Genomic DNA, 12,962 nt, shown 5'->3' with positions numbered 1-12,962 from the left:
TATTATCAAATGTGTGTAAATCGAACATAGATTTGATGTCTGATTATCAAAAATACGGAAATGATAAAAAATAATCATCAACATATAAAAAAACCATTATTCCTTTGGTAAGATAGGGGTAGAAACAGAGGAGATGTTACTATGACAAAAGCATGGAACGGATTTAAGCCAGGTTCATGGCAAGAGGAAATTAATGTTAGAGACTTCATTCAACAAAACGTTACACCGTATGAAGGCGATGACAAATTCTTAGCACCAATTAGCGATAATACAGATCGTTTATGGAATAAGAGTTTAGAACTGTTAAAAGAAGAGGTTAAAGTTCGCGTACTTGACATCGAAATGAACGAAATGTCAGGAATCGACAACTTTGGTCCTGGTTACATCATCAAAGAAGACGAAGAAATTGTCGGACTTCAAACAGATGCTCCTTTAAAACGTATTATCAACCCTTATGGTGGAATCCGTTTGGTGGACAATATCCTAGATATCTATGGCCGAAAACTTGATGATCAAACAAGCCATTTCTGGCATAATTATACCAAAACACATAATGCGGGTGTATTTGATGCATATACTCCTGAAATTCGTAAATACCGTACTACAGGATTACTTACAGGTCTTCCTGATGCATACGGACGTGGTCGTATCATTGGTGACTACCGCCGTGTAGCACTTTATGGTATTGACTTCTTAATTGCTGAGAAGAAAAAAGACTTAGCTAAGATTCGTAAAATTAATGCAGAAGGCATTCAATTACGTGAGGAAGTAAACGAACAAATTCGTGCATTAGCAGAAATCAAATCAATGGCTTCAAAATATGGTTTCGATATTAGCCAACCAGCTGTCAACGCAAAAGAAGCGATTCAATGGACTTACTTTGCATACTTAGCAGCAATCAAAGAAAACAATGGTGCTGCGATGTCACTTGGCCGTACTTCTTCATTCTTAGATATCTATATCGAACGTGATATCGCTGCAGGCGAAATTACAGAAAAGGAAGCACAAGCTTACATTGACCAGTTTATTATGAAACTACGTTTGGCTCGACACTTACGTACACCAGAATATGATGATTTATTTGCGGGTGATCCAACATGGGTTACTGAATCAATTGGTGGTATGGGTCAAGATGGGCGCACACTTGTAACTAAAAACTCATTCCGCTACTTACACACACTTACAAACTTAGGACCAGCACCTGAGCCAAATATGACTGTGCTTTGGTCAGAAGACTTACCAATCGGATTCAAACGTTACTGTGCAAAAATGTCAATCGAAACTGGAGCAATCCAATATGAAAATGATGACATTATGCGTCCAAACTTTGGCGATGATTACGGAATTGCATGCTGTGTTTCAGCAATGAAAATTGGAAAACAAATGCAATACTTTGGGGCACGAACAAACTTAGCAAAAGCTTTACTCTACTCAATGAACGGTGGACGTGACGAAGTTAAGGGCATTAAAGTTATTGATGATGTTCCTGAAATGAATGATGAAATCTTAGATTATGACAAAGTGATGGCAGTTTATGATGATGTCTTAAAAGAAGTAGCTGCTGTATATGTTGATACAATGAATATTATTCACTACATGCATGATAAATATGCATATGAAAAAGGTCAAATGGCACTTCACGATACAAACGTTGAACGCCTCATGGCATTTGGTATTGCAGGACTTTCAGTTGCAGTTGACTCACTTTCAGCAATCAAGTATGCAAGTGTTAAGCCAATCCGTAACGAAGAAGGAATTGCGGTAGACTTTGAAGTTGAGGGTGATTATCCAAAATACGGAAATGATGACGATGCAGTTGACGCAATTGCAGTCGACCTCGTTGAGCGTTTCTCAGGATACCTCAAAGAACATGCGTTAATTCGCAATGCAAAACATACACTATCAATTCTTACAATTACATCAAATGTTGTTTATGGTAAGAAAACAGGATCAACACCTGACGGACGTCAAGCTGGAGAACCATTTGCACCAGGTGCAAACCCAATGCATGGACGTGATAGTTCAGGAGCACTTGCTTCATTGAACTCTGTTGCGAAAATTCCGTATGCAGATGTTTGTGAAGATGGTGTTTCAAACACATTCTCAATCGTTCCTCAAGTATTAGGTAAGAGTGAAGACGAACGTGTAAATAACCTTGTTGGTGTTATGAACGGTTACTTTAACCAAAAAGCACACCACTTAAATGTAAACGTATTGAATCGTGAGTTATTGGAAGACGCAATGCAAAATCCAGAAAAATACCCACAATTAACAATCCGTGTCTCAGGATACGCAGTCAACTTCAACCGTCTATCGACAGAACAACAACGTGAAGTTATCAGCCGTACCTTCCATGAAACAATCTAGTCGCACAGGCTACATTCGTAAATTTGAAACAATGGGGATGGTGGATGGCCCTGGAATAAGAACGATTGCGTTCTTATCCGGCTGTCCCCTTCGTTGTCTGTTCTGCCACAACCCAGATATGTGGAAGACAGATCCGAAAGATGCAATCACAGTCGATGAGTTAGTCGATAAGCTCAAGCGTTATAAACCTTACTACGGAGAAGAAGGGGGCGTAACATTCTGTGGTGGAGAACCTCTCAATCAACCGGAGTTTCTATACGAAGCCATGAAAGCATGCAAAGCTGAAGGTATTAGCACATGCTTAGATACATCAGGATTTGGAAGACCAGATACATTTGATGATATCTTAAGTGTTACCGATACTATTCTCTATGACATAAAGGGTTTGGAAGAAAAAAAATATCGAGAAATGACGGGTGCGCCACTTCGGGTAACCCAACAATTTTTGGAAAAAGCACAGGCACACAATGTTCCTATTTGGATTCGGGTTGTGATTGTGCCAGGTTTCCATGATACCTATAAATACATGGACGAACTTGCTGATTACATTGCACCGTTGAATAATATTGAGCGTATTGAATTATTGCCATATCATACAATGGGTGTTAATAAATATGAATTGATTGATAAAGAGTACCCGCTTGATGGTGTACCTGCAATGAACAAAGATACTGCAATGGAGTTACAAGAATACTTAATTCAGAAAGTAGCGACAATTCGTAGTAATGCATAAGAAATCGAAGAACTTACAACATATGGGCTCGTCCAATGCTGTAAGTTTTTTTATTTTTGTTTCAAAGCTGTATATAGCGTGTATTGACAGTGTGTATATACTGTGTATATAATGTATATACAAGGAGGGCATCATGCAAATATATATTAAGAATAATGATAGCAGACCAATATATGAGCAAATTGTGATTCAAATTCGTGACCAGATTGCGAACGGATCGTTGACTCCAGGAACGCTGATGCCTTCAATACGGCATTTAGCGAAAGAGTTAAAAGTAAGTGTGATTACGACAAAGCGCGTATATGAAGAGTTAGAACGCGAAGGGCTAATCCGAACAGTTCCTGGAAAAGGAAGCTATGTTGCTGAACAAAACAAGGATTTTATCCAAGAAAAGTACCTATCAGAAATTCAACAAAAGTTAGAGGAAGCATTAATTCTTGCGAAGACGGCAGCGATAGATTATAAGGAAGTTTATGAAATGTTGCGGATTTTAGAGGAAGAGATAGGAGAATAGCTATGGTAGGAGAACTCAGTATTCAAATAAGAGAACGATGGGGAACAATCCTCATTCGTATCACCCTTTCAATTTTTATCTTTCTACGTACAATGAGCGGAAATAATGATGCGAGTTATTTTCCATTCTATATTGCATTCTCTGGGCTAACAACGCGTCTGTTTAGAAAAGAAGGACAACTATCCTATTTTGCACTTCCAATAACGGCACGTGATCGGACGCTGGTAACCTTGGGAATAGCGCTTGTAGAAGGCTTGTTTGTATTTTTAATACTATCCTTTACAGGAAATAGCTCAACAAGCACATTCTTTATGACCGGAATAATCTTTGCCTGGTCCTTAGTTGAAAGTTCATACATTAGTATCAAAGGTGTTAAGAAAAAGAGTAGTGAAAATGAAGTGGCATTTGGATTCGTTGCATTCTTCGTGCTTGCCTTTCTAGGAATGATTTTCAACAGTATTGAAATCTTTGGGGCAGGACTTATTATCACTGTGATACTATACGGATTCTATTACATCTATAAAAGAAATAATTTTACGAAGTTTATGCAATAGAGAGGAGACGATAATGAGCGGGCAAATACAGTATTTACTTCAAAGTAAGCATAAGTGGCGAAAAATAGTTATCATTGTGTTAGTAATCAATGTATTGCACCTAGTGCCCTTGTTCTTTAAGCAGGAAAAATCATTAATAGACTATTATACAAGTGCAGGAGAATGGTTGATCTTGTATGGAATATATATGACTCCACCGAGTGACGATTTTTATGCAGTCATGCCACTTTCACTTTGTGATCGCTTCCTAGGCACGGTTGTTTTTTCAGCGGTAATTGCATTCATAATGACATCTCTAATTGCACTACCGTGGATTTACTTCGGATTTACTTACTACTTCAATTTTTTCAATCAATTATTCATTTTCTTTGGCTATTTCTTCTTATCGATGTGTTTATATCGAACACCCGTTAAAAAGAATGATACATTAGGAAAAATATTAGAGGGAACATTTGCAATCGTAGCTATTATTGTGATTACTATGTATCTCTTCAATATGAAGACCATGAATCTCCAGATGACACGTAATTATGTAATTGGGACTTTGGCACTAATTGCTGGAGTTTATATGCAATGGAAAGAAAATCGATATCAGGTTTGGAACAAAGGGGGAACCAAATATGAATAAAGGGCTTGTAGTTCACGACATAAAAAAAGAATACCAATTTAGTCAAATTGGACCGGTATCTTTTACATTACCGCAAGGAATCCTTGGTCTCTTTGGTGGTAACGGATCTGGAAAAACTACAATCATCAAGATGCTTATGGGCAATCGAGATAATAAACAAGGTAGTGTGACGTTTGAAAGGGTCGTAGACTTTAGAGAGACCTTATCCTATATACCAGATTCGTTTCCATTTAACGATAGCTTGACGGGTAATGCAGTTCTAAAAATTATGAAATCTGTTTATAAAAATACGTGGAACGAAACAGCTTTTGAGTTTTACTCGCAGAAATATGAATTGCGATTGGACAAGAAAATTAAAACGTTGTCATATGGATTACAACAACGTTTCTTGATGGCACTTGCACTATCTCACAATGCGAAATTACTCGTATTCGATGAACCCACGACCGGGATTGATCCCGCTACACGGTTAGAAATCTTGGAGGATCTCTATGATTACGTATTCGAACATAATGCCACCGCAATTATTTCAACACACCTAGTTCGGGAATTGAGTTCAATGATTGATTTTGTTTCATATGTAGAACAAGGTCAAATGCTTATGTTTACTGATATTGAGTCATTTCAAGACCAAGCAAAAAATATCTTGGGACTAAGAAAGGTGACGTACGACAAGATAACTGTAGAAGGTTTTGTTGAACTTATGCAAGGAGGAATTCAACGTGATCAAGCTGAATGAACTAATTAAAGAAAGAGATGCCATTACAATTGGCCCACTTAACCTTGAGATACATCAGGGTGAACTTGTGTTACTTGCAGGAAAAAATGGTAAAGGAAAGTCTACGACACTGAAAGTCATGGCAGGGATACTTGAGCCAAATGGTGGAAGCATTACATATGAAGGTCTCGCTTATTCAGAATATATAAGAAATCACACCGTGGCATATATGCCGGATAAAACACCATTTCCAAGTGAATCAAATTCCTATACAATTCACGATATGTTAAGCGTGATCTATCGAACATACGATAAAAAAACTTGGTATGAGAAGTTAGCTAACTATAAGATACCAATCAGCATCAAAGTAAACGATTTATCAAAAGGTCAGTCTCGCATGCTAATGTTTGCGACTGTTCAAGCAGTCAATGCAGATGTTTGGCTTTTAGACGAACCAACGCTTGGGTTGGACACTACGTCCTTAAATGACACTATTACCGGAATTCAGGATTACCTCATTGATGAATCAAAAACAGTGGTGGTTGCTACCAATAATGTTGAAGATTTTGAGCGGATTGCAGATCGTATCATCTACTTCAAAGAAGGCCAGATTCAATTTGATGCAGCTCCAATCGAAATTATGGAGCGATTCAAGCTTTGGCAAGGAGATGCTGATGACGTACCTTCGGAAGGTGTTATTAATGTATGGCGCCAAGAATTTGGAACTCAAGCCTTAATCGATACACATATAAATAATTCTCTTGAGAACCTTGAACTTTTATCTCTAGAGAAAATAATGTACTATCTAGAACGGAAACCAACACGTCGATTTACGACGCAGTGACAGGGGTGATTTTCTATGTACTCTTATATCCGAAATCGTCATCCCTATAGTGTCTTGATCATCATCCCATTTACAGTTGTGGTTGCGATGATGACACAACTTTTGCTTTTGACAAGTATACCTTCAAGTTATGCGGGAGAACATGGCGTTTATTTTGAAATGTTTGGACAAGTTTTGGTCGCACCGTTTATTGTTTATGCGATGTGCGAAAATATACGTAAACGATCACTGACGCTAGATATGCAGAATTACATAGTAGGGGCAGGACTTTCAAAAAAAGAAATTGTAGATGAGTTTCGCAAATACATGTACGTGCTTGCAATGATATCGAGTGGATTTAACAGTATGCTCCTTTTATTCTCCTATGGCGGACCGGTGAATTTTGTGCGAATCATGCTTGCGGTGACAATGTTAATTGTGCAAGGTGCGTTTCATCTATTATTGGCGAATACAGTAATAGGTAATCTTATCAGTGCACCAAGCGATGACCAACAGAATCAGCGATATTCAGTCGTTACACTTCTAATGCTGGGTTTGATTGCAATAATTTTCCGCTATGCAAACATAGGATACCAAGACACGCTGATGATTATTTGGTTTGTAGCGATGGTATATCTCATTTACTGCATATTAAAAGGCATCAGAAGAGGAATGAGTGCAGAGCAGAACTATCTAGATACCGATATTGGTTAAGGGAAGGAGAGTACAATATGAAGAAATATTTGAGTATAATGCATCCATTCTTACTCTTTGGAAGTAGTATCGGAATAGTGGTAATAATGATGGTTTTAAGATTAGGTTCGAGTATGCCTCGTGATGGAAATTCGTTCGTAATGTTGTACATGGCGATTGTAATACCAGCGATTATTCTTATGATAACAAATGCACATGTTCTAACAAAAAGTCTAACACTAGATTTACAGGCTTATCTTATCAGTGCGGGACACTCTAAAGATGATATTTTTTCTGCACATCAGTGGCAAATGGGCCGATTAATGGGGATATCAATTGTGACTGTGGGAGTGTGTTTTGGATTACTCTATGATGTAGAACCACTGCTCAGAGTTATGGGGACGATTATTGTTGTTATCCTTTCATCACTATTGGGGTTTGCGTATCGATATTACGGCAGCAATGACTTATCTAATGGAAAGATAGCTAAAGATACAATTTCTGGTCAAGACCGATGGTCTGTGGTCGTCGCATATATTGTAACTATGTTGGTAATCTATGGCATAACATTTCTGATTGAAACATATAACCTTGATCGAAATGTGTTGGCAATTTCCATGATAATCATCATGTTGGTAGTCCTACTTGGAACAATTATTAAAAGAATGAAACGAAGTTTAAACCCGAAAGAATTATATCTTAAGTGCGATATTTCTTAACAGAAAGGAAGATTGATATGAAACAATATTTAAAGAAATACCACATTGTTTTGTTTGGTTTCACAGTAATCATGTCTGTGGTGATGTCCTTCCTATTGGGATTGGTATCATCGTTTAAAGACTATGAAATTGTCGGAAATCAAGTGGTTGAAGTCAAAGGGAACAATTTAATCATGTTTCTATCAATTGGAATTCCATTTCTATTAGTGCAAAGAGCAGCGGGTATGATTTTCTCTTCAAGTCTTCAACCCAAAATGCAAGCATACCTGTTAAGTGTTGGGATGAAAAAAGAAGATATGTACCACGCAGCCGAGGTATATTTAAAAAAACTTGCTTTAGCACTAATTCCGGCAACTTGTTTGGGTTTTCTACTATTTTACAATGTACCGATTCAACAACGGCTATTTTCAGGGGTGGTAGTCATTGTTTTATCAACGCTTTTAGTGTTTATGTCCATTCCTTACTTTATGTTTGGAATAAAAGATGGGACTAAATCTGAAGATGACAAATCACCCTTTGAAAAAATACTGCAAGCAGGGGCGGTAGTAATCCTATTCTTTGGATATGAGGTTTTGAACAATCTTGGCAAGTTTCTAAAACTGACGGATGTTCAACGACACATCATGATACCTTTAATTTATGGGGCTATTATTCTCACAATTACCGTGAAGTTAGCAATTCGAGGAAAAGTGTCGAAGGATGCGTTTGTTAGAATGGATGTAGATTAGGAGGAGATTATGGGAAAGGAATTAAGGCTATCTCATTACTTTAACACTGGAAGAATTGGTCGTACATCACTTGTTATGGGCATCATGTTTATACTTTCGTTAGTGTTTGTTGCTTCCTTTCAAGTTATAGCTCTGAATGTACCTGCGTTTCCGTCTCTGAGTATCGCGATAATTTGTGTCTTTGCGGTGGGATATAGTGTTGTTTCGTCTTCTGTTGTGAATTTTGGTAAAATACGACTGACTGAGGGCATGCAAGAGTTGCTCATCAATCAGGGGTTCACAAAAACTGAAATTTACAGACAACTAAAATTAACGATATATTGGCTTGAATGGGCGCAATTGCTCTCTTTTATCATAACTACGTTGTTATTCTATCCCGGAATAGTCACAATCATCGACATTAAAATGATTGTGATTACAGTAGGCGGCATTCTATTACTACGGTTACTGGTGTTGCGTTGGATTCTCTTGTCGGTGTTAGTGGAGGAGAAACTCATCCGTATATCCCCATTACATGTGTTGATAGTTATTTCAGGAGTACAATATATCTTAAAGTTCATAATGGTGCGACAACAAATTCTGATAGTCATGTTCTTAATTATGTTTGCATATCTTCTTTATATAATTTCAAAATTACGACTTCAATACGATATTGAAGCAAACTATATCTCTGAAAATAATTAGCTAATAAGGAGAGTGTATTGCGTCTATGGAGAAACATTTTAATCGGTACATAAAAATACATCCAGTTCGTTTTGGAGTAGGGTTCTTACTGCTCCCAGCAGTGTTCACCTCAATCTTGATCTGGCCATTTCAAATTTTTTATGATGATTTTGCACGGTTTCAGTATTCTGTGCCATATTTAGTGCTGATTGTGGTAATGATTATGTACTTTATGTTAGTGCGGGTAATGAAGAATCTCGTCGGTCCAAGGTTATCCCGCGAAATGCAGGCACTGTGGTTAAATCAGGGACTATCGAAGAAATCAATGCTCTCATTGACGATGCGCTACGTGACGCAGATAGAAACGACAGTTGCCATAAGCATCGCTGGAATAGTATGGTTTGTATTTCCTAAGAGTTTTAACCAAATCACGATTTCGTCGGTGATTGTAAGTTTGATGCTTCTGATAATTGTGAGAGGGTTCTTTCGAGGACAAATACAAATAAGATTATTTTCAGATAAGCATGCTGTCTCAGTTATCCCATTGTATTTTATATTAATTGCTGCAACAAATGTTCTAAGAGTAGAAAATGCAACAATTCGCAATAGTGTGATTGCAATGATAGGTGTTGCGTCTGTGATGTATGCAATATATATAGTGAATAACATAGAAAGCCCACAAAAAACTAAAACAAATTATTTAAATCGAGACCAACACTAAAAAAGAACGCCATATTCAAGGCGTTCTTTATTTTTAACGTACAACGACAGATTGGTTGAGTCCATCGAGTTCAAGCGTTAACAAGTTATTCGAAGTGTTTTTAATAATTGGTTGTCCTGAACTGAAGAATCGATCACGTTCTATTCTTGCTTGCTTATCTGAGAAAGAAGTCGCTAAACTCTCGAACGAGACATGATAGCCCAATTCACCGGTTGGATCAGCGATTGTTACCGTAGAGTTCATTCCATTCACGTCCATAAAGAGTGGTCGTTGAAGTTCCCTAATTTGGTTTTTGCTGTTGATACTATTTACTTCGGTACGACCAGAAACATTAGATAAAGAAACATCTAGGTTCATGGCGTTTAATTCAGTTTTAACATCAATATTTTGAAGTTCGACACGCGTGTTGAGTGTATTTATATCAAGACTTCTTAATGTCGTTAATGATTGTGAGTGGACAGACACATTCTGTGCAAGACCATTTACAGTAATTGAACCAGAATATGATTCTGGAAGATTTAATGTAATCTGATCAAAATTGGATTTGAAACATCCGGAGACAGTAATTGCGCAAATATCACGCGCGGTTTGAATCGTTGTCGTATTTGAAGATTCTGCAACCTTAAATTCGCTCAAATCACCAATCGCTTCACCACCATATGGTTTCGAATCATCGAATGTTACTCGGACATTATTGATATTATTAGTTTTTATAATAAAGTTTGAGTCTAGTGAACTAAGTTGAAATGTTTCAGTTTGGAAATTGGTATCTACAATTTCGGGTTTGAACGTAGTGTTCACGACACCAGTAATTAGTGATGTCATCCCGATTCCTGTAAATATCAGTCCAACAATAACCATGACCACAGGAATCCAAAGACGTTTCGCAGAACGTTTCATCTATAACGCCTCCAAACTAAGAGAGAGACTTGCGTATCCTTTTCGGATTAGGGCCGTAAAGCCACGGAAGGCAAACACCGAAAGCCAAGCGGTTCCGATTCCTAATAATGAGAATCCTAAAACTAGTAAAACCACATTAGCAAAAGATAATGGCATTGAGACAAATGCAGGTGCAAGAGGTGCCAAGAGAGGTGCAAGTAAGAGTAAGACTGAGGCTATAATTAAGCAAATCCCCACGAGAATAAAAGATAAAATCAAGAGATAGATGCTTAAGACCAGTGGTGCAAGAAATAAAACTGCGAAAACAGTTATTAATGTCTTCAACCAAACTGGAATCGAACTTTTTGATGGTTGGGTATAAGTGTCAGATTGTTGTTTCGGAGTTACCCCAATGAATTGGCGCGCCATATCAACCGGATCACCTAGTTGCTTTGCGACTTCCTCTTCACGCTTTCCTTCCTCCACCCCAAAGTCAAAATGACTGGCGACATCATTAATAATGTCATCAATTTCATCAATTGGGAGTGATTGTAGATTCTTTCTTAATATATATAAGTATTCATTTCGTGTCATACAATGTCTCCTTCTAATATTTCGTTAACGTGGCCCGTAAATGAAAGCCATTCGTTGATCATTGTTTCCGTATATGCTTGACCTTGCAATGTTAGTGTGTAGTATTTTCGAGAAGGTCCTTGTGTTGATTCAACAAGACGTGTCGTTACGTAACCATCATTACGTAAGCGACGCAACAAAGGATAGATTGTACCTTCTGAAACTTCAATTGTTTCCGAAACGCGACTTACGATTTCATAACCGTAATGTTCCTTTTTCGATAATAAAGCAAGGACGCATAATTCAAGAACACCCTTTTTGAACTGTGTGTTCATATCATCACCGCCTTAACAACAATGTATCACACAGTACTGTGTAACGCAAGGTAGTTATTTAAAAATAATCAAAAAGTGTTAGAATAGCGGTAAGAAGAGGTGGATAGGATGAACGCAAATGAAGAAAAAATGCTACTAGATACATGTGTCCTTGCTGGTAAGATTCTCATGGAGAATGGCGCCGAAATGCACCGTGTTGAAGATACAATGAATCGCATTCTATCTGTAGAGTATGGTACAAATGAAGCGATGAGTTTTGTAATTCCAACCGGTATTTTTGTGACGACACATAAAGGTGAAAGCACAAAAATGAAACGAATTAGTAGTCGAAAACAAGACGTCGAGAAAATTGCCCAAGTCAACGAAGCCTCCCGCCAATTCAGTAGCGGTATTTATGATGTGCCTCAGTTCTATAATCGGATGCAAGAAATAAGTACTTCTGTTACCGATTTTCCGTTGTGGCTACGGGTAATCGTTTCTGGTGTAATAAGCGCGTGCATGATGATTATTTTCCAAGGATCTGCGAAAGATTTCGGATTAACATTTCTGATTGGTGCTATTGGCTACGCTTTTTACTACGTGGCAAACCGTTACCTCAAAGTACGATTCTTACAAGAGTTTTTAGCAGCATTTTTGGTTGCAACCGTTGCGAATGTATGTGCGAAGATAGGAATAATTCATAATGTAGACACAGTAATAATTGGAAGTATCATCATTTTTGTACCGGGAATCCAAATTATGAACTCGATTCGTGACTTCCTTGTTGGAAACACAATTTCTGGAACAATTTTCTTGGTTGAAGCGATGATGATCGCTGCGATGATTGGTGCGGGTGTTATGAGTGGGGTGGTGTTCTAATGGCTTTCCTAATTCAAGTAGTAACAAGTTTCGTAAGTTCGTTGGGTTTTGGAATAATTGTAAATGCACCACGTCGTGTCCTTATCCACTGTGGGGTTACAGGAATGGTAGGGTGGATGGTGAACTGGTATTTGCTCCTTATAGGCTATAATACCTATATTTCCGTATTTGCAGGCTCTGTTGCGGTTTCAATTTGTGCGATTATGTTCGCAAGAAAATTGAGAATGCCAACAACCGTGTTTAATCTGCCAGGTATTTTTCCATTAGTTCCAGGTATTTCAGCTTACCAAGCAATCCAAAGCTTTGTAAGTGCTGAGTACATCCGCGGCGTTGAATTGCTGATGAAGACCTTCACAATCTCAATGACCATGGCCTTTGCGATCGTTATGATTGAGGTGTTCTACCGTCTTGTGATGAGAATTCTCAATGGCGAACTCAATAAGAAAGCGTCATAAA

At 37.9% G+C, this 12,962-nt stretch carries 17 protein-coding genes; 14 read left to right on the top strand and 3 right to left on the bottom strand.

Annotation, left to right across the window (positions count from 1 at the left end; all coding sequences use genetic code 11):
* Positions 1-141 precede the first annotated feature (141 nt).
* From pflB to GVV22_RS10295, 12 genes are all read left to right on the top strand, one after another.
* Entirely contained in the window at positions 142-2,367 is a 2,226-nt protein-coding gene (pflB, locus tag GVV22_RS10350; protein WP_159649977.1) for a formate C-acetyltransferase, read from the top strand.
* Complete coding sequence (gene pflA, locus GVV22_RS10345) at positions 2,354-3,100, top strand: pyruvate formate-lyase-activating protein (protein ID WP_159649976.1); 747 nt, start codon at positions 2,354-2,356, stop codon at positions 3,098-3,100. Before pflB ends, pflA begins: the two co-directional genes overlap by 14 nt.
* A 133-nt stretch (positions 3,101-3,233) precedes the next feature.
* A complete protein-coding gene (locus GVV22_RS10340; RefSeq protein ID WP_159649975.1) occupies positions 3,234-3,614 on the top strand; it encodes a GntR family transcriptional regulator in 381 nt (126 codons plus the stop codon).
* 2 nt (positions 3,615-3,616) lie between these two features.
* A complete protein-coding gene (locus GVV22_RS10335) occupies positions 3,617-4,168 on the top strand; it encodes a hypothetical protein (RefSeq protein ID WP_159649974.1) in 552 nt (183 codons plus the stop codon).
* 13 nt (positions 4,169-4,181) lie between these two features.
* A complete protein-coding gene (locus GVV22_RS10330; protein WP_159649973.1) occupies positions 4,182-4,796 on the top strand; it encodes a hypothetical protein in 615 nt (204 codons plus the stop codon).
* Complete coding sequence (locus tag GVV22_RS10325; protein ID WP_159649972.1) at positions 4,789-5,535, top strand: ATP-binding cassette domain-containing protein; 747 nt, start codon at positions 4,789-4,791, stop codon at positions 5,533-5,535. Before GVV22_RS10330 ends, GVV22_RS10325 begins: the two co-directional genes overlap by 8 nt.
* Entirely contained in the window at positions 5,519-6,358 is an 840-nt protein-coding gene (locus GVV22_RS10320) for an ATP-binding cassette domain-containing protein (RefSeq protein WP_159649971.1), read from the top strand. The genes GVV22_RS10325 and GVV22_RS10320 overlap by 17 nt, the downstream gene beginning before the upstream one ends.
* Before the next feature lie 15 nt (positions 6,359-6,373).
* Positions 6,374-7,051, top strand: coding sequence for a hypothetical protein (locus GVV22_RS10315; RefSeq protein WP_159649970.1), 678 nt, complete (start codon positions 6,374-6,376; stop codon positions 7,049-7,051).
* A gap of 17 nt (positions 7,052-7,068) precedes the next feature.
* A complete protein-coding gene (locus GVV22_RS10310; RefSeq protein ID WP_159649969.1) occupies positions 7,069-7,749 on the top strand; it encodes a hypothetical protein in 681 nt (226 codons plus the stop codon).
* Between the two features lie 17 nt (positions 7,750-7,766).
* The gene (locus GVV22_RS10305; protein WP_159649968.1) at positions 7,767-8,477 is read left to right on the top strand and encodes a hypothetical protein; all 711 of its coding nucleotides are present in this window, start codon (positions 7,767-7,769) and stop codon (positions 8,475-8,477) included.
* Between the two features lie 9 nt (positions 8,478-8,486).
* Positions 8,487-9,161: a hypothetical protein gene (locus tag GVV22_RS10300; RefSeq protein WP_159649967.1), complete on the top strand. Its 675-nt coding sequence runs from the start codon at positions 8,487-8,489 to the stop codon at positions 9,159-9,161.
* A 25-nt stretch (positions 9,162-9,186) separates the two neighbouring features.
* A complete protein-coding gene (locus tag GVV22_RS10295; protein ID WP_159649966.1) occupies positions 9,187-9,861 on the top strand; it encodes a hypothetical protein in 675 nt (224 codons plus the stop codon).
* Positions 9,862-9,894: 33 nt separating this feature from the next.
* Here the strand turns inward: GVV22_RS10295 and GVV22_RS10290 are convergent, their stop codons facing one another.
* Genes GVV22_RS10290 through GVV22_RS10280 form a run of 3 tightly spaced genes read right to left on the bottom strand, consistent with a single transcriptional unit; the run spans position 9,895 to position 11,648 of the window.
* On the bottom strand, positions 9,895-10,761 hold the full coding sequence (locus GVV22_RS10290; protein WP_159649965.1) for a hypothetical protein: 867 nt from the start codon (positions 10,759-10,761) through the stop codon (positions 9,895-9,897).
* Positions 10,762-11,334, bottom strand: coding sequence for a DUF1700 domain-containing protein (locus GVV22_RS10285; protein WP_159649964.1), 573 nt, complete (start codon positions 11,332-11,334; stop codon positions 10,762-10,764).
* Positions 11,331-11,648 (bottom strand): PadR family transcriptional regulator, encoded by a 318-nt coding sequence (locus GVV22_RS10280; RefSeq protein WP_159649963.1) that lies wholly within the window; start codon positions 11,646-11,648, stop codon positions 11,331-11,333. The genes GVV22_RS10285 and GVV22_RS10280 overlap by 4 nt, the downstream gene beginning before the upstream one ends.
* A 108-nt stretch (positions 11,649-11,756) precedes the next feature.
* Here GVV22_RS10280 and GVV22_RS10275 point away from each other — a divergent pair, with 108 nt between their 5' ends.
* Both GVV22_RS10275 and GVV22_RS10270 read left to right on the top strand, forming a co-directional pair.
* A complete protein-coding gene (locus tag GVV22_RS10275; protein WP_159649962.1) occupies positions 11,757-12,506 on the top strand; it encodes a threonine/serine exporter family protein in 750 nt (249 codons plus the stop codon).
* On the top strand, positions 12,506-12,961 hold the full coding sequence (locus GVV22_RS10270) for a threonine/serine exporter family protein (protein WP_159649961.1): 456 nt from the start codon (positions 12,506-12,508) through the stop codon (positions 12,959-12,961). The genes GVV22_RS10275 and GVV22_RS10270 overlap by 1 nt, the downstream gene beginning before the upstream one ends.
* Position 12,962 lies beyond the last annotated feature (1 nt).

This window comes from Erysipelothrix aquatica (genome assembly GCF_009828825.1).
Lineage (GTDB): Bacteria > Bacillota_I > Bacilli_A > Erysipelotrichales > Erysipelotrichaceae > Erysipelothrix > Erysipelothrix aquatica_A.
Note: the sequence above shows the minus strand (reverse complement) of the source record. Positions and strands in the feature narration are given on the sequence as shown.